Origin of the sequence: Exiguobacterium sp. HVEsp1 (genome assembly GCF_002009685.1) — a bacterium.
Taxonomy (GTDB): Bacteria; Bacillota; Bacilli; order Exiguobacteriales; family Exiguobacteriaceae; genus Exiguobacterium; species Exiguobacterium profundum.
Genome location: NZ_KV917367.1, coordinates 1,883,681 through 1,905,494 on the forward strand (window position 1 = coordinate 1,883,681; position 21,814 = coordinate 1,905,494).

A 21,814-nucleotide genomic window follows, 5' to 3' on the forward strand; every position below is an offset into this window, starting at 1 on the left:
AAAAACCACCTTTCTGGTTGGAAAGGTGGTCCCTCACTTAACGTGAACGGTTCGCAATCTCATCTGTGAGCGATGCGATGAATTCATCAAGTGAAGCAGAAACTTGCTCCTGCTGACCGTAGCGGCGAATATTGACGGCACGCTCATCCCGCTCTTTATCCCCAAGAACGAGCGTCATCGGAATCTTCTTCATTTGTGCTTCACGAATCTTATAACCTAGTTTCTCGTCACGGAGATCTGTTTCGACACGGACGCCGCGTTTGACGAGTTCTGCTTTCACTTCTGCGACGTATTCGTCGTGGACGTGTGAAACCGGGATTAACTTGACTTGGACCGGTGCGAGCCATGTCGGGAACGCGCCTTTATACTCTTCAATCAAGTAAGCGACAAACCGTTCCATCGTCGAGACGACACCACGGTGCAACACGATTGGACGGTGGTCCTTACCGTCTGGCCCAGTGTATGTCAAATCGAAACGCTCCGGAAGCAAGAAGTCGAGTTGGACAGTCGAGAGCGTCTCTTCTTTCCCGAGCGCCGTCCGTACTTGCACGTCGAGTTTCGGTCCGTAGAATGCCGCTTCCCCTTCCGCCTCAAAGTATGGAAGCTCGAGCTCATCCATCGTTTCCTTCAACTGACTTTGTGCCATTTCCCAAATCGCATCGTTATCGAAGTACTTCTCTTTATCAGCAGGATCGCGATACGAGAGACGGAAACGATAATCTTTGATGCCGAAGTCAGCATATACTTCTTGAATCAAATGAACGATGTCTTTGAATTCTTGTTTCATCTGTTCTGGTGTAACGAACGTATGTCCATCATTCAAGACCATGTAGCGAACACGTTGAAGACCTGTGAGCGCCCCTGACATCTCATAACGGTGCATTCCACCAAGCTCAGCGATTCGAAGTGGAAGTTCACGGTACGAACGTGGCTCATGTTTGTAGATTGTCATATGGTGCGGGCAGTTCATCGGACGAAGGACGAGTTCTTCGTTGTCCATCTCCATTTTCGGGAACATGTCGTCTTGGTAGTGATCCCAGTGTCCAGATGTCTTGTACAAGTCGACCGAACCGAGAACCGGTGTGTAGACATGTTGATATCCGAGTTCGAGCTCTTTATCAACGATGTAGCGCTCGACCGTACGACGAATCGAAGCCCCTTTTGGAAGCCACATCGGAAGCCCCTGACCGACTTCTTGTGAGACGAAGAAGAGGTCGAGTTCTTTCCCGAGTTTACGATGATCGCGTTCTTTCGCCTCTTCAAGAAGACGCAAGTGTTCAGCGAGTTGTTCTTTCGTCGCCCACGCTGTTCCATAAATACGCTGTAACATCTTATTGTCTGAGTCCCCACGCCAGTAGGCACCAGCCACGCTCATCAATTTGAAGATTTTCAACTTCGATGTTGACGGGACGTGTGGTCCACGGCAAAGATCAAAGAACTCACCTTGATGGTAGATTGTCAGTGTTTGATCAGCAGGAATATCCTCGATCAACTCGATCTTGAGCGGGTCTCCCAACTCTTTATAGCGAGCGAGCGCCTCGTCACGAGAAACGACTTCGCGTGTGATTTCCAAGTTCTCATCGACGATGCGTTTCATCATCTTTTCGATTTCAGGAAGGTCTTCCTCATTGATGCGACGATCCATCTCGATATCGTAATAGAATCCGTTCTCAATCGTCGGCCCAATTCCGAGATAGATGTTATTGTCTTCTCCGTATAACCGTTTGATTGCTTGAGCCATCAAGTGAGCCGACGAGTGACGCATCAAATCAAGACCGTCTTCCGAGTCCGGCATCACGAGCTCGATTTTGCCGTCATGTTCGATTGGACGACGGTAGTCGATGAGTTCTCCGTCTAGTTTTGCTGCGATTGCTTTTTTACGGAGTCCCGGACTAATCGAGCCCGCGACGTCTTCTGCTGTGACGCCGGCTTCGAACTCTTTTACCGCGCCATCTGGAAATGTTAATTGAATCATGTACATTTGTCCCCTCTCAAAAATGAATATAAAAAAAGCCCATCCCTCAAAAAGGGACGAGCTTTGATTCTCGTGGTACCACCCTCGTTCCCAAGCAATCTGCTTGGCTCGAACACACGATAACGAGTGTGAATCGCCGCACGATTGACCCGTACGGTGCTCCGAGGGAGTAAATGCATCGTCGTCGTTAGGAAGCTTCCACCGCCCTTCCCTCGCTAAAACTCGTCTCGATGATCCATATCCTCTTCTATGCATCCTTTATATGATTCTTAGTATAGTCAACTCACCAGAGAAAAACAATCCTTTACCGACGCCGATTTTCACCCTTTAACTCAATTTGGGTCGTCGTCGTAGAAATACGTTGCATGAGTCGCTGTGCTTTCATTTTGTTTTGCGGCGAACCATCGATTGAAAAGTGCGTCTCGAGCTCTTCCCCGCTAAAGTTTGAACTGTAGAGCGTCGGTAAGCGATGCATCATCCGATACTGAAGAATGATGCCGAACAATTCATCTCGTACCCACGGACTGATGGCTTCAGCTCCGATGTCATCAATCAATAAGACTGGCACATGTTGAAACGACATCAAGAAAGAGTCGAACGACTCGGTACGGATTTTACGTTTCGCCTCCGACACAAAGCCCGGGGCGTGAACTAAAATCGTCTCGATGTCCGCCACCTTCAACTCATTGGCGATTGCGGCGAGTAAATACGTCTTCCCGACGCCAAAACTACCGTGGAGATAGAGACCGTTCACTTTTTGACGCGCCTTCATCCCTGTCACGAATCGCATCGCTTCACGCAATGCGATTTTACGCGCGTCGTCGGCCCAATCAAATGACTCAAAGCTCGCCTCACGGACTTCTTCCGGTAAGAACAAACTCTTAAACTTACGGTCCATCTCTTTTTGGCGTCTCGCCTGACGATGAGCGACCGTCTCTTCATAGCGAATGGCAATCTGTCCTAGATCGACATAGAGCACCGGTTGATGACCCGGGATGACGGCCTGATCTTCTATGAACGTTTTTCCATCCATCTGTTCCGCGTACTCACTCAGTTTGGTAAACCCGATTTCAATCGCCTTCTCCTCTAACTCTGGATGAGCGTTCAAAAATGCGATGACACCCGGGTGATTCAGTGTACGTCTGCGAATCGACTCGTACGCCTCACGAACTTCTTTTCGGTTCATCAACTGAGACAGCGACTGATTGATTCGTTCCATCCCCTCACCCCTTCTCTTTCAATTCATTTAATAGTTTCACGAGTTCCGCGTCATCCGGAACGGACGACTCAAGTTCCTTTTTCCTCGCTTGGTCGTATGAGCGCTGTTGTTTCGCCTCATCCTCGAGCCACTTCGGCATATCCCCTTGCTGGGGTTTCCGTCGTGACCCGACCGTGGTGCGTTGCACGCTCTCGCGTTTTTGTTGTTTCTTCTCGATGAGCGCATCTTGAGATTCTTCACGCTCTAGCGCTTCTTTTGCGTTCGTATAGCCTGCTGTTTTCCAACTTGTCGCAATGCGCAAGACATAGTTCTCGCTCAGCCGCGTCTGCTTCTTCACTTCGATACAGTAATAGAAGAGCGCATTGATGACCCCTGGCGCGAGACCGAGTGTGTCGACGAGTTCAATGACTAACTGTTCATCACTCTTTGAAAGTTGCGGGGTCTTCCGAAGCGTCGAGACATATTGATGCGGATGTGCGGACTCCATCACCTCAGGGTCATGCAAGTCTCCTAGTTTCGTCTGTTCAAGTTCGACGGTCTTCTCTTTCCGATGGCGCGTCTGTTTCTTTTTCAATTGTAAGACCATTTGACGACACCCGTCCCGCTTCTCTTGCTCACTGAGTGGCAGATACGCCTCATGGACGAAATACTCTTTTAACATCTCAGCCATCGTCTCTTCATCGAGTTGAGACACGTAGGCCAGTTTTGTGATCGTTTCGTCTAATTTTTTCGTGAAAAATCCAACTGGAAAATTCGTCAGTTTTTTCACAATTTCCATATCGAACGAATAGTTGATTTCAATCTTTGCCCGGTCCGGCTTTTCATAATTTTTTTGTGTGAACGCACGATGGTTTACTCCTTTGACATCAAACACTTCATTGAAGTCCTTTGTCACCTCGACGATGCCTGCCGGCAACGGATCAATCGTAAAACGCCCCTGCAATTGTTTGAATCGTACTTCCCCGACTTTATAGAAGAGGAAACTCGACAACAGACCGTCATTCAAAAACGTGTGCGGTGCAAGCGGGACGCGTAACTGATAGACGTATTGTGTCAATCGAGCGTCTTTTGTTTTATAGGTGCGCACTAACCCGATCGCTTCTAAACGGAACAGACTGTCCATTAACTCATTGATAGAGAACTCCAACATCTCACATAATGCACTATGTGACATATAGTTGGATTTCATTTTGCCCGGCTTCAGTTCGCTCCATAACGTTTGATAGAGTGCGAGCGCCTTCACTCCGATGACAGGTTGATATAAGTGGTAAAGGGACTGGTACGATTCACGGTCGACAAGACCGGTACTCATGATTAACAATTCGTCCGTCCCAAAGATTGTACGTTCTTTCTCCATGGCTCTCTCCCTTGAAAAAGGGCGACCAGCAGGCCGCCCTTTAGTTGGTCGAATTTTCTTGCTTCATTAAATCTTCAAGTTCTTTAAAGAACACCGTGATGTCTTTGAATTGACGATAAACCGATGCGAAACGGACATATGCGACTTCATCGACTCGCGCGAGCTCGTTCATCACGAGCTCACCTACTTGTTCACTCGGAATCTCTGACTGGGCGAGGGCACGAAGTTGCTGTTCGACTTTCGTCACAACTCCTTCAAGCTGTTCAAGTGTGACAGGTCGTTTCTCGCACGCCCGAATAATGCCGCGAAGCACTTTTTCACGACTGAACTCTTCACGATTTCCATCTTTTTTAACAATGATGAGCGGTGTCTGTTCAACCGTCTCAAACGTTGTAAACCGATACCCACATTTTTCACATTCACGACGACGTCGAATCGAATAATGGTCTTGCACCGGACGGGAATCGAGCACTCTCGTTCCATTATGATCACATTTCGGACAACGCATGCTCAAACCTCCTTATCGTTCGACTGTTTTATTACCAATGGCACGTAACGGGAATTGTTGCGTGAGTGCCTCGTAGTAGTGCGATACAATTTGCGAGAGGTCTGCACCGAGTCGCTGCTCACGGTTTAATGTGAAATCGACTGCCGTCCGACCGCCATCCACTTGAACAATCGTGATGAGCCCGTCCCAACCTTCCCCTACAAATGAAAGTTCCCCTCGATTTGCATCGATTCGACGAACCTTCTGTCCGTTCTCTTGAATCTTTCCTTCTAACCATTGCAACATCGCATGTGTTGATGCCGCATAGTAACGTGTTTGAAGCATTTCATTTTTATGTGTATCTTTCGTTTCAATATGTGTTTGTAACTTATCTAACAGTCCCATAATCCACCTCAACGCCTGAGTTATATACGTTAAGCATATCAAAATTAAGGCGACAACAAAACAATTAAAAGGGCTGACCGTTAAACGGCCAGCCTCAAAAGGTCAATCTGATTTATTTGCTGATTGCCACTTGCGCTTCCGGAACACGAATCGGTCCCATTCCACGCTCAAGTTTCACATCTTCACGTACTTTTGCATCCAATCCTTCAGCTATATACTGCGATGCTGTAGCCGGATCGATTCGATCTCCACATGTAAACACGTCAACTGACGCATAGCCATGTTCTGGGAAACTGTGAATCGTTAAGTGTGATTCTGAAATGATGACGACTCCACTTACACCGTGTGGCGCAAACTTGTGGAATGCAACTTCGCGGACTTCAGCGCCCGAACGAAGAGCAGCATCGACGAACAAACGCTCGATGTAGTCGATATCATTCAATTTGTCGGGATTGCACTCCCAAAGTTCTGTAATAATGTGACGTCCCATAGTATCCATATTAGTGGATCCCCCTTTACATCAATGGTCTCAAAGTAGTTGATGATCACTCACTTTGTGCCTGAATCGCCCACAACCACGGGGGCAAGTTAGTCCTAAGAGGTCCTAACCCTTTAAGTTGCGTTTGTCAGACCAATTGAAGTTCACGAAATTGAGTGTAACGTGTTTGGGACGTCCTTACAAGACATTTGATAAAAAAATTCAAAAAATATTTTCCTGAACGTAATATTTTTTAGGCGTGTGTTTCTTGCTGACCGATTTGAAGATAGCTGGCCACCATGTCCAACAAGTCCACGACACGGCATGAATAGCCCCATTCATTGTCATACCATGCGAGTACTTTGACATGATTTCCGCCGAGCACCATCGTCGAATCCATGTCGATAATCGACGAGCGATCGTCCCCGTTAAAATCAATAGAGACGAGCGGTTCGTGAGAAACACCTAAAATACCTGTCATTTCTCCAAACGCTGCCCGTTCAAACGCTTCATTGACTTCATCGACCGTGACATCTCGGTGGAGTTCGACGACCAAATCGACAAGTGATACGTTCGGAGTCGGCACACGGAGTGCCATTCCGTTCAACTTTCCTTGTAGTTCCGGCATCACAAGACCAATCGCCTTAGCCGCTCCCGTCGATGTCGGGATGATGGAACTGCCACACGCGCGCGCGCGACGCAAATCTTTATGCGGGTTATCAATATTGTTCTGATCGTTCGTATAGGCGTGAACGGTCGTAATCAGTCCCGTTTCAATACCGAACGTCGAATGTAAGACCTTCACGACAGGTCCGAGACAGTTCGTCGTACACGATGCGTTTGAGATGATATGATCTTCCTCCGGGCGATAGTCACGATCATTGACCCCCATCACGATCGTTCGTAAATCCCCTTTACCCGGTGCGGTCAAAATCACTTTTTTCGCCCCTGCCTCGAGATGAAGTCGTGCCCCGCTATCAGAGTTAAACTTCCCGGTCGCTTCGACGACGATGTCGATTTTAAGGTCTGACCAAGGCAAGCGTGATGGATCACGTTCCGAAATGAGTTCAATCCGTTTCCCATCGACTTCGAGCGCATCCCCATGCGCACGTACTGTCAATCCGAATGGACCATGAATCGAGTCGTGTTTAATGAGATGCGCAAGTGTTTCCGCCGGATAACTTGCGTTAATCGCCACCACTTCATGACGTCCCTCGAGCATCAATTTTCGAAATACCATTCTTCCGATTCGACCAAATCCGTTAATTGCCACTTTTGTCCCCATGATAGATCCCCCTTTTTCTACATTACGGTTTCATTATAACGGATAGCTGTAAGCGTTTTCACTATGATTCGTCACATTTTTTCCGTTTTTCTTTGTTTATTTTTTGAAAATGAGGGAAATTTCTTGGCGTAACAGACAAGAGAAAGGAGGCGTCATGATGTTTGATTGGGGAGATATCGATAAATTCTTTATTTCGTTCTTTATCATTTTACCGATTGTGACGTTAATTCATGAGCTTGGACACTTCTTCTTCGCAAAGTTGTTCGGCGGCTCACTCGATATGCAAATCGGTACCGGGAAGAAACTATTTAAAGTAGGTCGTTTACAAGTAAATCGTGTTTATTTTTACGATGCATGGTGCCAGTTCACTGATTTAAGATGGAGCAACAAGGTCACCCGTACGCTAGTCTATGGCGGTGGAGCCATTTTCAATTTAGCGAGCATCTTAATCGTCAACGCGTTCATTCTTCGACGAGATATTGAACCGACACTCTATACGTATCAGTTCGCCTATTTCTCATTCTACTATATCTTCTTCTCACTCTATCCCATCTATTATTCGAACGGTCATCCTAGTGATGGACGTGCGATTTATGATACATGGAAAAAAGGGTCTCCAGAATCCGATCCATTAAACTAAAAAGAAGGCGATATCAGTCGCCTTCTTTTTGTATCGTTTGAAACTGTTCGACCAGACGATTGATTTGTGGAGGGAGGTCCCCTAATGCCCCATTATTGTTTATGAGGAAATCCGCCTGGTGCTTTTTATCTTCAATTGGAATCTGTGAACGAATACGGGCTAACGCCTCTTCTTTCGTCAATCCATTCCGTTCCATGAGACGCATCAGTTGAATCTCTTCACGGCAATAGACGACGACGGAATAATCAACCAGATCGAGCATCGTCCCTTCAAACAATAAGGGAATATCAAAAATGACGACAGGTTCCCCCGATGCCTCATACGTTCGCATTTGCTCGTTCATTTCTTCTCGAATCGCTGGATGCATCAATTGATTCAATTGCTGACGTTTTGCTTCATCATGGAAGATTTCCCGACCGAGCGCAGGACGGTTCAGCACGTCGCCCACAAAACATTTTGGAAATGCGGCCCTTACCCCCTCAATCGCCTTTCCTCCTGGTTCAACGACCGTCCTTGCAATCAAATCGGCATCGATAATCGGAATGCCTCGTTCTCGAAACAGTCGCGATACCGTAGACTTCCCGGTTGCAATTCCACCAGTCAATCCAATCTTCAACATACACGTCCACCCCTTAACGTTGTTGACAGTGCGGACAGTAATGCGTACCTCGCCCGCCCAATTTCATCTTTTCAATTTCATGTCCGCATCGGCGGCACGGTTCTCCGGTCTGTCCATACACGTAGAGCCTCTCTTGAAACGTTCCTGTGGCCCCATCTGGATTGGCATAACTGCGAATCGTACTACCTCCACGCTCAATGGCCTCAGTCAATACAGCAATGGCTTCAGTCCGCACACGGTCGACTTCTTCGTGTGACAAACTTGCGGCCGGTCGTGTCGGATGGACACCCGCACGAAACAACGTCTCATCTACATAGATGTTACCTAATCCAACAAAGATGGATTGATCGAGGAGGGCGGTCTTAATCGCGCGTGTCTTCATGCGCTCTAAACGTCGGTGTAACACCTCGGTTGTCACACGCTCGTCAAACGGCTCGTACGCAAGTAATGAGAGCGGTGGTGTGGTATGAATCGTTTCATTCGTCCGCAACTCCATCGTACCGAATTTACGGACATCATTATAGTGTAGAGTCGATTGGTCCGTGAACGTAATCACGATATGTGTATGTTTTACCGGTTCTGTAATGGAGTCATAAGGGAAAAACTTCCCTTCCATCCGAAGATGGGAGACGAGATACCCGTTCGTCAATTTGAATAAGATGAATTTCCCCCGACGTTCCACATCCGTAATCGTTTCTCCTATCAAATGGTGAACCCATTCTTCGGGGTCGAGTCCGCGGATAATTTTAGGGTCAAGGACATCGACAGACTGAATCGTTTTTCCTGAAACGGCAGGTCGCAACCTACGACAGACCGTTTCGACTTCTGGTAATTCTGGCATACTGATTTCCTTTCTATCCGTTTATTTCGTGTCAAACCATGTCGTTCCAACCGCTCCGTCCGCACGTAACGGGACATCAAGTGTGACCGTATGTTCCATCGCTTCGGTCACAAGTTTTTCTAATGCTTCCATCTCTTCGGCCGGACCTTCGAATATCAATTCATCGTGTACTTGTAACAACAGCTTAGATTGAAGTTTTGACGTGTTTAACGCATGATCGACATCAATCATCGCTTTTTTAATAATGTCCGCTGCCGTTCCTTGAATCGGTGTGTTGATTGCGGTACGTTCAGCAAACCCACGCAAGTTGAAATTACGAGAATGGATGTCCGGGATGTTCCGGCGTCGTTTCAACATCGTCTCGACGAACCCGTGTTCACGTGCCCGTTCAATCGCGGCATCCATGAACGTCTTCACCCCAGGGAACTGTTCAAAGTACGTATCGATAAAGGTCTGCGCTTCTTTCCGTGTAATCCCTAGGTTTTGTGAGAGTCCATAATCACTGATGCCATAGATGATTCCGAAGTTGACGGCTTTTGCTTGACGACGCATGAGTGACGTAACTTCTTCAGTGGAAACTTTAAACACGTTCGCCGCCGTCGACGTATGAATATCCTCATCGTGAAGGAAGGCTGCCATCATCTTCTCATCTTGTGACATATGTGCCATGATGCGCAGTTCGATTTGAGAGTAATCGACCGCATAAAGTACCCATCCCGGTTCACTCGCGGTAAACGCTTTACGGATGCGACGCCCTTCTTCTAATCGAATCGGAATATTTTGAAGGTTCGGGTTAACCGACGAAAGCCGTCCCGTTTGAGTAAGCGTCTGTGTATAACGCGTATGAATCTTGCCATCATCCTTCACGACTTTCTGCAAGCCCTCGACATACGTGGACTGAAGTTTGCCAAGTTCACGATAATGCATGATTTTCTCAATGATCGGATGAAGCGGTGCCAATTTTTCGAGGACATCCGCTGCCGTTGAGTATCCTGTTTTCGTCTTTTTCACAGGAGGGAGTGACAGTTTTTCAAATAATACGACCCCTAACTGTTTCGGTGAGTTGATGTTGAACGGTTCCCCGGCTAATTCATGAATCGTGACCTCAAGTGCATTTAGACGTTCACGCAGGTCCGTTTCCATATGTTGAAGCGTTTCGACATTTACGTGGATACCAGCCCACTCCATCTCGGCCAATACGGAGACGAGTGGTTTTTCAAGCGCCTCATAGAGTTCTGTCTGTTCATTCTCTTTCAACTCCGAAACAATGCGTTCAAACAATGTGTAGATGGCGTACGCCTTTTCTGCGAGATGAGCATGAAAAACATTCTCTTCCGGCACCTTGATTTTTGCACCTTTTCCGTAGACCGTTTCATCTTCCTCAAGAGGATACGTAAAGTGTGCGGCAATCGAGCTGAGAGACGTCCCACCAGATAGGTTGAGCAAATACCCTGCGACAAGCAGGTCTTCATACCCACGCAGTGCCAATTGGTGACGTTTCAATTGAATAATTGTCTGCTTCGCATCGAGACAAATCGTCGTCTTCGTCTCGTTTTCGATCCATTCCTTGACCCGTTCGTCCTCAAGAAGCGTCACATCTCCAATCGTGACACCTCGTTCCGAAGCGATCGCCACTCCAATCACGTCTTCTTCAAAATAATCATCATTCAGCTGTTCAAGCATTAACACAGCTCGCGATAAATCTTGATCGGCCAACGCGATTGTTGGTCGTTCCGCTTTTTCAACCGGTTCTTCTGAAGAGGTATCCGTCAGTTTGCCGATGAGTGACTTGAACTGTAAATCCATAAATAACGTTTTGACGACCGAAGCGTCATATGGCTTAAAGAGAAGATCATCCATCGTCACATCAATCGGTACATCCGTGTAAATGGTCGCCAACTGTTTCGACATTTTCGCTTCTTGTTCATTCGCCTCTACTTTTTCCTTTTGCTTCCCTTTCAACTCATCCGTATGTTCGTAAAGGGCCTCGACGGTACCGTATGTGGCAATCAACTTCAGTGCCGTCTTTTCCCCGACCCCTGGAATACCAGGAATGTTGTCAGATTTATCTCCCATTAATCCTTTTAGGTCAATCATCTGAATCGGTTGTAGTCCGTCGTAGCGTTCCTTGAACGCGGTCACGGTCATTTTCTCGACGTCGGTGATGCCTCGTTTCGTCAAATAGACCGTCACACGTTCATTGATCAATTGAAGTAAATCCTTATCCCCCGTCACAACCGTCACCTGATCAAAAGTCGGGTCTTTTGAGAGCGTCCCGATGATATCATCCGCCTCGTATTGATCGAGCTCTAAGACAGAGATGCCAAACGCCCGACAAACGTCACGCACGAGCGGAAATTGTTCACGCAATTCTCCCGGTGTCTTTTGACGTCCACCTTTGTATTCCGCGAACGTATCGTGACGGAACGTTTTCTTTGACGCATCGAACGCCACAGCAAAATGAGTCGGTTGCTCATCTTCCATTAGTTTCAATAACATCATCGTAAACCCATACACTGCATTCGTATTCCGACCTGACGCATCCGACATCGGAGGCAGTGCAAAAAACGCACGATATGTTAAGGAGTTCCCATCAAGGACTAGTAGTTTATTCATTCAATCGACCTCCATTCTTCTCTTCAACCATCATACCATACGGGTACATGCGTTCGAAAAAAAAGACCCTTTTCTACGAATAGAAAAGGGCCAAATTCTCGATCGTGTGGAGATGAGCACCGATCGAGTCACGAGATGATGAAGAGGTCTCATTCATAGGATAGCAAGGTTTTGTAAAGTAAATATGAACGAACGATAAAGTCATTGTTAAACCCGAGGGAATGTAATGGTAAACGTCGTTCCTTTGCCTTCCTCACTCTCTACGTCGATCGTGGCATGATGCAAATCGATGATGTGTTTCACGATGGCGAGTCCGAGGCCAGTTCCACCCGAGTTCCGACTTCTTGCCTTATCGACACGATAGAAGCGCTCAAAAATACGACTCACTTCTTTTTCGGCGATCCCGATTCCGTTGTCCTTGACGCGAAGTTTATAGGAATCTGCCATTGCTTCCACGGCGATGTCGACACGACTTCCTTCTGGTGAATAGTTGATGGCGTTGGCGACCAAGTTCATGATGACTTGCTTCATTCGGTTCAGGTCCGCTTGCAAGACGACCGTTCCCTCGTGTTTCGTTTCTAGCTGAATCGACTTCTTGCTCGCCTTTTGACTGAGCAGGAGACAGACCTCATCGACGAGCTGATTCAGATCGACGGACACCAACTCCATTTGGAAGTCATCCCGCTCCAATCTCGACAATTCAAGGAGATCCTCAACAAGCATCTGCATCCGTGTCGCTTCTTTCTGGATGATGTCTAAAAACTGGTCTCGAAGTTCCGGGACTTCTTTCGCCCCATCAAGAAGCGTCTCACTAAACCCACGTATGGATGTGAGCGGTGTCTTCAGTTCATGACTAACGTTCGCCACGAAATCTTTCCGCATCTTCTCAAGTCGTTTCAGTTCCGTGATATCGTTAAACAGTAACGTCGTGCCGCGAAGCATCCCGGTGTCACTGAAAATCGGTGCTGCGGATACCATATACGTTTTTTGATTGAATCCCGTTCGAATCGATAACTGACGGCGGTGGACCTCTTCCGTCAGATAAACGTCTTCGATCAGTGTTTCTACTTCAGGACTCGGTAGAATCCCGTGATAAAATTGTCCAATCGTTAAATCATCGTATTGGAACATTTCACGATAAGAGCGGTTGACCAACGTGACAATCCCTCGCTCGTCGACGAGCAGAAGACCCGCCCCCATATACTCGATTAACGATTCGAGTCTCGCCCGTTGTACGGACTCCCCGAGAGAAATCGACTCCAAATTCCGGGCAAGCACGTTGATTGACCCTGCTAGGCTACCGGTCTCTTCATCATTTCTGAGTTCATACACACGGGCCCGATAATTCCCGTCCGCCAGTTCCCGCAAAACGATCGTCGCCTCATCGATTGGTCGAATAAATTGATTCGTCAAATGTTGGAGCACGAATAAAATTATGAAGAAGGAGAAGAAGAGCGCGAGGGCAATCGTCAACCAGATGCGATTGTACACCCCTTCTAAATCCGATACATAACGGATGAATGTTAAATAGACTGTCCCACCCGTCGCAAGTTCGATCGGTTTTGTGTATTGAATCAACTCGTCCTCATCCGCTTCACCGAACGTCCCTTCCTCAGGGACCATATTCGGATCAATTTTGTAATCGATGGACCCGACGCGAAACGGCGTGCCAGCGATTACCTCCATCCGACTATTGAGAAGGAGAATATCAAAGCTGCTTCCGTCATCGATTTGACCGACATACTCACGAATCTCGTCCAATTCGCCTTCTTCGAGGTAGAGGGCTGCCAATTGAGCATCTTCTTTTAGACGGTCTCGTTCAGAATCCAGATAAAAGTCTTTGAAGAGTTGCCCAAGGACAATCCCGAGCGTCAACAAGACACCGGTCACAAGAAAAATGAGAGTCGTCATAAATCTAGAGCGATACGTCTTCATTCCGAAGTCGGCTCCTCCATCTTATAGCCAAGACCACGAATCGTTTTAATATAGGTCGGTTTCTTCGTTACCGGTTCAATTTTTTCACGAAGGTGACTGATATGGACATCAACAATCCGGGTATCACCTACAAAGTCATAATTCCAAATGGCCGATAACAATTGGTCTCGCGTCAACACGCGTCCTTTATTTTTCGCCAAATAGGCTAACAATTCGAATTCTTTCGGCGTCAACTCGAGGCGCTCCCCTTGCTTGAACACTTCGTAGTTTGAAGTGACGATTTTAACATCTCCGATTTGAATGACGTCCTCTTCAACCGCCGATTCTTGCGGGGCAGAACGTCTAAGAATCGCTTTGACGCGCGCGACTACTTCACGTGGGCTGAACGGCTTCGTCAAATAATCGTCCGCTCCGAGCTCGAGCCCCAATACTTTGTCAAACTCATCATCTTTTGCCGTGAGCATTAAAATCGGTGTATTGACTTTTTGCTGACGAAGTCGTTTGCACACTTCAAGTCCATCCATCTCCGGGAGCATCAAATCGAGCACAATGAGCACGGCGTCCTTTTTCTCAGCCAATTCCAATCCGGTTTTGCCGTCGTGCGCCGTCTCTACTTCAAAGCCAGCTTGTTCTAAATTAAATTTCAATAATGTCGCAATCGACACTTCATCGTCGACAACAATTACTTTATCAGCCACACTGCTTCCTCCTCTTAAACCATCAAATGTCACTTTCTATTTTACAAATCAATGCTTGAAACGACCAACCTCAAAGCAAATCTTTACAAAAACAAAACAAATCCACTTTCAGTGTAGCATGTTCGATAAGAGAGAAGGCGCAAAAAAGGTGCCTCCTGCAACATGACAGGAAGCACCTCAAACTTATAAGACGCTTAATACCGAGCGGACAGAATCCGCAGACCTCGATAGCGCTGCTTTTTCTTCATCCGTCAAGTCGAGCTCTAACACTTGCTCAATTCCATGTTTACCAAGAATCGTCGGGACGCCAAGATACAAATCATGGAATCCGTACTCTCCCTCAAGGTATGCGATGGCCGGTAAGATTCGACGCTGATCTTTTACAATCGCCTCGACCATCTCCACGATGGCAGCGGCTGGCGCATAATACGCCGAGCCATCGCCCAGTAGTTGGACAATCTCGCCGCCACCTTTTCGTGTCCGTTCAACGATTTGCTCGATTCGCTCATGTGGGATGAGTTTTTCGAGCGGGATGCCTCCAGCGTAAGAATAGCGTACGAGAGGCACCATTTCGTCTCCATGACCTCCAAGGACGAATCCGGATACGTCTTTGACAGAAACATTCAGCTCTTGTGCCACAAACGTTCGGAAGCGAGCCGTATCCAATACACCGGATTGACCGATGACGCGTTCTTTCGGGAACCCTGATTCTTTGAACGCCGCGTACGTCATGGCGTCTACTGGGTTCGTCAATACGATCAGGATGGCGTCTGGAGAGTAACGGGCAATCTCTTTCACAACCGAGCGCATGACGTTTGCGTTCGTTGCGACGAGGTCGTCCCGGCTCATCCCCGGCTTGCGCGCGATTCCCGCGGTAATGACAACCACATCGGAATCGGCCGTGTCCGCGTAATCAGACGTACCTGTGACCCACGAATCAAACCCTTGAATCGGTGCCGTTTCTTGCATGTCGAGCGCTTTCCCTTTCGTCGGTCCTACTTTTTCTTCCATATCGAGCAGTACGACATCCCCTAGCTCACGTTGAGCCAAGTACAGTGCAGTCGTTGCACCGGTGAAGCCACTTCCAATAACAGAAATTTTGTTACGACGAATCATGAGCTCTCCTCCTCGGTCGTCTTACATGTTTTTAATCAATTCATCCGCGAACTCTGAACATTTCACTTCTGTCGCGCCGTCCATGAGACGTGCGAAGTCGTATGTGACAACTTTCGAAGCGATCGTTTTCTCCATTGAGTTGATGATGAGGTCCGCCGCTTCGTTCCAGTTCATGTGGCGGAGCATCATCTCACCTGAAAGGATGACTGAAGATGGGTTTACTTTATCGAGACCCGCGTATTTCGGAGCAGTACCGTGTGTCGCTTCGAAGATCGCGTGACCTGTGATGTAGTTGATGTTCGCACCAGGTGCAATCCCGATTCCACCTACTTGAGCAGCAAGGGCATCTGAGATATAGTCACCGTTCAAGTTCATCGTCGCAACAACGTCGAACTCACGTGGACGAGTCAAAATCTGCTGGAGGAAGATATCAGCGATTGAATCTTTGACGATAATTTTCCCTTCAGCTTCCGCTTTCGACTGAGCTTCGTTAGCAGCTGCTTCACCAGATTCTTCTTTGATACGGTCATACTGTGCCCATGTGAACACTTTGTCACCGTACTCCGCTTCAGCGAGTGCATAACCCCAGTTTTTGAAGGCGCCTTCTGTGAACTTCATGATGTTCCCTTTGTGGACGAGCGTTAAAGATTTACGGTTGTTCGCAATCGCATATTCAATTGCTGCACGAACCAAACGTTCTGTTCCTTCAGAAGAAACTGGCTTGATTCCGATTCCTGATGTTTCTGGGAAACGGATCTTGTTGACATTCATCTCGTCTTGCAAGAATTTGATGAGTTTTTTTACTTCATCGCTTCCTGAAGCGTACTCGATTCCAGCATAGATATCTTCAGTATTTTCACGGAAGATGACCATATCTGTATCTTCAGGACGTTTTACTGGTGAAGGAACACCTGTGAAGTAACGAACTGGGCGAAGGCATGTATATAAATCGAGTTCTTGACGAAGTGCGACGTTCAATGAACGAATTCCTCCACCGACCGGAGTCGTAAGTGGTCCTTTGATGGCAATCAAGTACTCACGAATTTGATCAAGTGTCTCTGTTGGGAGCCATTCGCCTTTTTCGTTATATGCTTTTTCCCCAGCATATACTTCCATCCATTCGATTTTCTTGTCGCCGCCATATGCTTTTTCAACCGCAGCGTCAAATACGCGAACAGCCGCATTCCAAATGTCAGGACCTGTTCCGTCACCGATAATGAATGGTACGGTCGGTACGTTTGGTACGTTCAATACACCGTTTTCAACTGTAATCTTTTGTCCTTGTGTCAACATAATGAATCCCCCTAAGTACATTACTGTAGGTCGACGCGTGCGCCGACCTACGTCACTTGTTAGTTTACCAAACTTTTGTCTAAAATGTGTCTCGAATTAACGTTCGTTTACCGGAACATATTTACGGCTCGTTTCACCGACATATTCCGCACGTGGACGAATCAAGCGATTGTCCGCATATTGTTCGAGAATGTGCGCGATCCAGCCAGAAATACGAGATACGGCGAAGATCGGTGTGAATAGATCTTCCTCGAGTCCGAGCGCATAATACGTTGAAGCTGAATAGAAATCGACATTTGGTTTCAATCCTTTTTCCGTTTCGACAAGATGGTCGATTTTCTCAGACATCTCATACCATTTCGGTTCGCCGATTTGAGCAGTCAACTGACGGCTCATTTCTTTCAAATGCTTCGCACGTGGGTCGCCGTCCTTGTAGACGCGGTGACCGAAGCCCATGATTTTCTCTTTGCGCTCGAATTTGCCACGAACATATTCTTCAACACGGTCGACCGAGTCGATCTCGTGCAACATTTTCATTACCGCTTCGTTCGCACCACCGTGAAGTGGCCCTTTGAGTGCCCCCATGGCCGCCGTGACACCTGAGTACATATCCGAGAGCGTCGCTACACAAACGCGAGCAGTGAATGTCGAAGCATTCAACTCGTGGTCTGCGTGTAAGATGAGCGCTTTATCAATCGTCTTTTCTGCTACATCGCTCGGCTCTTCACCGTTTAGCATATATAAGAAGTTCGCAGCGTAAGAAAGACCTGGTTTTGGTGCGACCGGTTGCTCCCCTTTACGAAGACGGGCGAATGCCGTCACGATTGTAGCAACTTGTGCTTGTAGGCGAATCGCTTTACGCATGTTGGCCTCGTCACTCATGTCTTCAGATTCCTCATCGTATAGAGCGAGTTGTGAGAGTGCTGTACGAATCGTTGCCATCGCATTGGCTGACTTCGGCGCACGTTTTAACGTATCAATCACCTCTTCAGGTAATGTCGCTTCTTTTACAAGCGCTTCTGAGAGCGCTGTCAATTCCTCTGCATTTGGTAAGCGGTCGTTCCACAATAAGAACACTACTTCTTCGAATGTGGCGTTGTCCGCTAAATCATCAATGGTGTATCCTCCATAAGTCAATTGTCCGTCAATAATTGAGCTGACTTTTGAGGCCGCTGCCACAATACCTTCTAACCCTTTTGTCGTTGACATTCATAACTCCCCCTCAGTCTTGTTTAAAGTGGTCGACCGTAAAAACAGTCTGTTTGTAGGGAATAAGGATACGGGACGGGTTATTCCCCTGCATTCACCCAGTCTCCGTTTACCCTGTCCTTTATATAGTATAAACAATTTATTGCAAAAAAGAAATGTAAGCGGCTTCAGTTGTCAGAAAATATCAAAACCATTTTTCAATAACTTGAAATCCACCTAAAATCAATGCCGCGATACCAGCTCCGACAAGCGGTCCGACGGGAATCCCTTTCATGAATCCAACCGCTAGAATCGTACCTGCGAGGAGTGCCGTGGTGACGACCGGGTCGACACGCATCAGTTGTACACCTTGCCCCGCAGCAATGGCAACGAACATCCCTGAGGCAAATGCGACAATCCCGACCGGCCCTTTAATACTATTCCACAATTCTTTAAACCCGATATCGCCGGTCGCGATTGGGACGAGAACTGCGATCGTAATGATTGTCACACCCCAGCTGATTCCTTTCGATGCAAGTGTCGGAAATAACTGGTCTCCGAATCCGATTGCTTTGATGATCAACAAGACGCTACTTGCGATAATGACAGATTGGTTATTTGAAATGACACCGATTAAGACAAGCATCAATAAAAATAGATATGCACTCATACGTATTCCTTTCTTCGAACGTAAAAAGAACCGACCTTTGTAGAAGGCCGGTTCGATTGTCGTTCAATTATGCGTTGTAGATTTTACCTGTAAGTGGGTCGATTGAAATCATCTGACCGTCACGAAGCGATGTTGTCGCTGCATCAACACCTACGATGACTGGCTTGCGAAGTGATGGTCCAACGATCCCAGCGTGGCTCGTCAATCCGCCGTCTTCTGTGATGATTCCAGCCGCTTTTTCGATCGCAGGCATCATTTCTTTATCTGTGAATGGTGCGACAAGGATCATGCCGTCTTTCGCTTTTGCATTTGCTTCATCCGCATTTTTCGCGACAACGACTTCTCCAACAACACCGCGCTCACCGATTCCACGCCCGTCTGCGAGAGCGTGACCAACGATGTGGACTTTCATCATGTTTGTCGTACCAGCTGTCGCCGCAGGAATACCAGCTGAGATGACAACAAGGTCACCGTCAGTGACGAATCCAGCGTGACGTGCCGCTTCCGATGCTTGAACCAACATTTCATCCGTGTTGTTCGGCATTGTTTCAGCAACGATTGGATATACGCCCCATACGAGGTTCAATTGACGCGCAACGCGCTCCGATTCTGTCACCGCGATGATGTTCGCTTCAGGACGATACTTCGCTGTACGAGCAGCCGTATAACCTGATTGTGTCGGTGTCAAGATTGCTTTGGCGTTCAAGTTGATTGCCGTGTGCGCAACCGCTTGAGAGATCGCATCCGTCACTGTGTGCTCACTGCGCTTCTGACGATCTTTCAACAAGTTTTTGTAGTCGAGCATGCGTTCTGTACGCTCTGCGATTGCAGCTTGCATTTGAACAGATTCGATTGGGTAGTCCCCTGCAGCTGTTTCACCAGAAAGCATGACTGCGTCTGTTCCATCCAAGATTGCGTTTGCTACGTCTGATGCTTCCGCGCGTGTCGGACGCGGGTTACGTTGCATTGAATCAAGCATTTGCGTTGCTGTGATGACCGGCTTCCCGAGATCGTTACACTTCTTGATGAGTTCTTTTTGAACTGGTGTCACTTCTTCTGTCGGGATTTCAATTCCGAGGTCCCCACGGGCTACCATCAAACCGTCAGAGATTGCCAAGATTTCTTCGATGTTATCGACACCTTCTTGGTTCTCGATTTTCGGGTAAATCTTGATGTGTGATGCGTTATGTTTCTCGAGAAGTTGGCGAATTTCAACTACGTCAGATGCACGACGTACGAATGATGCTGCAATCACGTCAATGTCTTGTGAGATCCCGAACTCGATGTCCGCGATGTCTTTGTCCGTGAGGGCAGGAAGGTTTACCTTGACGTTTGGCAAGTTAACACCTTTCTTCGTCTTGATGATTCCTTCGTTTTCAATGACGCAACGGAGATCACGGTTATCAAGCTTTTCAACGACACGGAGTCCGATGAGACCGTCGTCGAGCATGATGTGTGAACCGACTTCCACATCATCGTAGAGTCCTTCGTACGTCACAGAGAAACGATCTTTCGTTCCGACGATTTCTTCCGTTGAGACGATTGTGACTTCTTTTCCTTTTTCAAGAAGTGCCTTACCGTCTTCGAATGTATGCGTGCGGATCTCTGGACCTTTTGTGTCGAGAAGAACAGTGACAACTTTACCCGCTGCTTTCGCCGCTTCACGGATGTCACGGATACGAGCTCCGTGCTCTTCATAGTCACCGTGTGAGAAGTTGAGACGGGCAACGTTCATCCCAGCTTCGATCATCTCAGGAAGACGCTTCTCAGAAGCCGGTCCAATGGTACATACAATTTTCGTTCTACGCATAATATAAAAACCTCCTAGGGGATATAGTGCAACTTACAAACAGAAAACGGGGGGCCTTGGACCGTATCCCGTCTCTGCAACATACAAAATCGTTTAAATCGACAATTGGTTAACGAGGTCAATCAATTGCATATCAATCGTGTGCTTGTTATTGTCGAGCGCCTCATCGATATCAAGATCCATCATCTGGTTGTTACGGATTCCGACAACGCGGCCCGCTTTCCCTTCGAGCAAGATCTCAACAGCGTATGCACCCATGCGACTTGCAAGGACACGGTCAGCGGCAGTTGGGGAACCACCACGTTGGATGTGACCGAGAATCGTGACGCGTGTTTCTGAGTTCGTCTTCTCCGCAATCAATTTGCCGATTTCTTCCGCACTTCCCGCACCTTCAGCAACGATGACGATCGAGTGCTTCTTACCGCGTGCAATCCCGTGATTGATTCTTTCCACGATTGCATTCAAATCTTCTGGACGTTCTGGGACGAGAATCGACTCAGCACCACCAGCGAGACCAGAATAAAGCGCGATATCACCAGCGTCGCGCCCCATGACCTCGATGACATACGTGCGTTCATGTGATGACGCCGTATCACGAATCTTATCGATCGCATCAAGCGCTGTGTTGAGCGCCGTGTCAAAACCGATTGTCGCATCTGTTCCTGGGATATCGTTATCGATTGTACCCGGAAGGCCGATTGTTGGGAATCCGAGTTCAGTCAATTTTTGAGCTCCGCGATAAGAGCCATCTCCACCAATGACCACGAGGGCATCGATATTGAACTTCTTCAACTGTTCTACTGCTTTCGCGCGACCTTCTTCTGTTCTGAATTCAGGACAGCGCGCAGAGCGAAGGAACGTACCTCCACGTTGAATGATATCGCCGACTGATCCAAGGTTTAATTCGACTAAATCACCTTCGATTAATCCTTGATAGCCGTTATACACGCCGTACACTTCAAGACCTTCAAAAATTGCTTTTCGGGTCACGGCACGGACAGCAGCGTTCATTCCAGGAGCGTCTCCTCCGCTTGTTAATACCGCAATACGTTTTAAATTCACGTCGCTCACCTCTTATGTGTTTTAACGAAATCTGAAAATAAAATACCACGTCTGACCTTTGTTTTACAACACAAGTATGTGAAAAAAATGCATAGGGTATCTTACAAAACAGTCAGTTGA

19 protein-coding genes are annotated in these 21,814 nt (G+C 47.5%); 1 reads left to right on the top strand and 18 read right to left on the bottom strand.

Going from position 1 to position 21,814, the window contains the following annotated elements; all coding sequences use genetic code 11:
• Positions 1–37 precede the first annotated feature (37 nt).
• From thrS to BV910_RS09745, 7 genes are all read right to left on the bottom strand, one after another.
• The gene (thrS, locus tag BV910_RS09715; protein ID WP_012726702.1) at positions 38–1,981 is read right to left on the bottom strand and encodes a threonine--tRNA ligase; all 1,944 of its coding nucleotides are present in this window, start codon (positions 1,979–1,981) and stop codon (positions 38–40) included.
• Positions 1,982–2,279: 298 nt separating this feature from the next.
• Complete coding sequence (gene dnaI, locus BV910_RS09720; protein WP_078147182.1) at positions 2,280–3,194, bottom strand: primosomal protein DnaI; 915 nt, start codon at positions 3,192–3,194, stop codon at positions 2,280–2,282.
• A gap of 4 nt (positions 3,195–3,198) precedes the next feature.
• Positions 3,199–4,551 (bottom strand): DnaD domain protein, encoded by a 1,353-nt coding sequence (locus tag BV910_RS09725; protein ID WP_012726704.1) that lies wholly within the window; start codon positions 4,549–4,551, stop codon positions 3,199–3,201.
• Positions 4,552–4,591: 40 nt separating this feature from the next.
• Positions 4,592–5,059: a transcriptional regulator NrdR gene (gene nrdR, locus BV910_RS09730; RefSeq protein WP_012726705.1), complete on the bottom strand. Its 468-nt coding sequence runs from the start codon at positions 5,057–5,059 to the stop codon at positions 4,592–4,594.
• 12 nt (positions 5,060–5,071) lie between these two features.
• Positions 5,072–5,443 (bottom strand): hypothetical protein, encoded by a 372-nt coding sequence (locus BV910_RS09735; protein WP_078147183.1) that lies wholly within the window; start codon positions 5,441–5,443, stop codon positions 5,072–5,074.
• A gap of 112 nt (positions 5,444–5,555) precedes the next feature.
• Positions 5,556–5,942, bottom strand: a complete 387-nt coding sequence (gene speD, locus BV910_RS09740) for an adenosylmethionine decarboxylase (RefSeq protein ID WP_012726707.1) — start codon at positions 5,940–5,942, stop codon at positions 5,556–5,558.
• A 232-nt stretch (positions 5,943–6,174) separates the two neighbouring features.
• On the bottom strand, positions 6,175–7,206 hold the full coding sequence (locus BV910_RS09745) for a glyceraldehyde-3-phosphate dehydrogenase (protein ID WP_078147184.1): 1,032 nt from the start codon (positions 7,204–7,206) through the stop codon (positions 6,175–6,177).
• A gap of 157 nt (positions 7,207–7,363) precedes the next feature.
• On the opposite strand from BV910_RS09745, the gene BV910_RS09750 reads away from it, so the two are divergent.
• Positions 7,364–7,846 (top strand): site-2 protease family protein, encoded by a 483-nt coding sequence (locus BV910_RS09750; RefSeq protein ID WP_012726709.1) that lies wholly within the window; start codon positions 7,364–7,366, stop codon positions 7,844–7,846.
• Between the two features lie 13 nt (positions 7,847–7,859).
• Here BV910_RS09750 and coaE read toward each other — a convergent pair whose 3' ends face one another.
• The 11 genes from coaE to pfkA all read right to left on the bottom strand — a co-directional run bounded on the left by coaE (position 7,860) and on the right by pfkA (position 21,694).
• Positions 7,860–8,465, bottom strand: a complete 606-nt coding sequence (gene coaE, locus BV910_RS09755) for a dephospho-CoA kinase (RefSeq protein WP_012726710.1) — start codon at positions 8,463–8,465, stop codon at positions 7,860–7,862.
• Positions 8,466–8,478: 13 nt separating this feature from the next.
• Entirely contained in the window at positions 8,479–9,306 is an 828-nt protein-coding gene (gene mutM, locus BV910_RS09760) for a bifunctional DNA-formamidopyrimidine glycosylase/DNA-(apurinic or apyrimidinic site) lyase (RefSeq protein ID WP_078147185.1), read from the bottom strand.
• Positions 9,307–9,327: 21 nt separating this feature from the next.
• A complete protein-coding gene (polA, locus tag BV910_RS09765) occupies positions 9,328–11,922 on the bottom strand; it encodes a DNA polymerase I (RefSeq protein ID WP_078147186.1) in 2,595 nt (864 codons plus the stop codon).
• 207 nt (positions 11,923–12,129) lie between these two features.
• Complete coding sequence (gene pnpS / locus BV910_RS09770) at positions 12,130–13,857, bottom strand: two-component system histidine kinase PnpS (protein ID WP_078147187.1); 1,728 nt, start codon at positions 13,855–13,857, stop codon at positions 12,130–12,132.
• Positions 13,854–14,555, bottom strand: coding sequence for a response regulator transcription factor (locus BV910_RS09775; protein WP_074036521.1), 702 nt, complete (start codon positions 14,553–14,555; stop codon positions 13,854–13,856). The genes pnpS and BV910_RS09775 overlap by 4 nt, the downstream gene beginning before the upstream one ends.
• A gap of 183 nt (positions 14,556–14,738) precedes the next feature.
• Positions 14,739–15,671, bottom strand: coding sequence for a malate dehydrogenase (gene mdh, locus BV910_RS09780; RefSeq protein ID WP_078147188.1), 933 nt, complete (start codon positions 15,669–15,671; stop codon positions 14,739–14,741).
• A 21-nt stretch (positions 15,672–15,692) separates the two neighbouring features.
• Positions 15,693–16,961: an NADP-dependent isocitrate dehydrogenase gene (gene icd, locus BV910_RS09785; RefSeq protein ID WP_031423152.1), complete on the bottom strand. Its 1,269-nt coding sequence runs from the start codon at positions 16,959–16,961 to the stop codon at positions 15,693–15,695.
• 99 nt (positions 16,962–17,060) lie between these two features.
• Positions 17,061–18,173 carry a citrate synthase gene (gene citZ / locus BV910_RS09790; RefSeq protein ID WP_078147189.1) on the bottom strand — a complete coding sequence of 371 codons (1,113 nt, stop codon included), beginning with the start codon at positions 18,171–18,173 and terminating at the stop codon, positions 17,061–17,063.
• 184 nt (positions 18,174–18,357) lie between these two features.
• Positions 18,358–18,822 carry a DUF441 domain-containing protein gene (locus BV910_RS09795; protein WP_078147190.1) on the bottom strand — a complete coding sequence of 155 codons (465 nt, stop codon included), beginning with the start codon at positions 18,820–18,822 and terminating at the stop codon, positions 18,358–18,360.
• Between the two features lie 67 nt (positions 18,823–18,889).
• Positions 18,890–20,632, bottom strand: a complete 1,743-nt coding sequence (gene pyk, locus BV910_RS09800) for a pyruvate kinase (RefSeq protein ID WP_012726719.1) — start codon at positions 20,630–20,632, stop codon at positions 18,890–18,892.
• A gap of 93 nt (positions 20,633–20,725) precedes the next feature.
• Positions 20,726–21,694 (bottom strand): 6-phosphofructokinase, encoded by a 969-nt coding sequence (gene pfkA / locus BV910_RS09805; RefSeq protein WP_012726720.1) that lies wholly within the window; start codon positions 21,692–21,694, stop codon positions 20,726–20,728.
• Positions 21,695–21,814 lie beyond the last annotated feature (120 nt).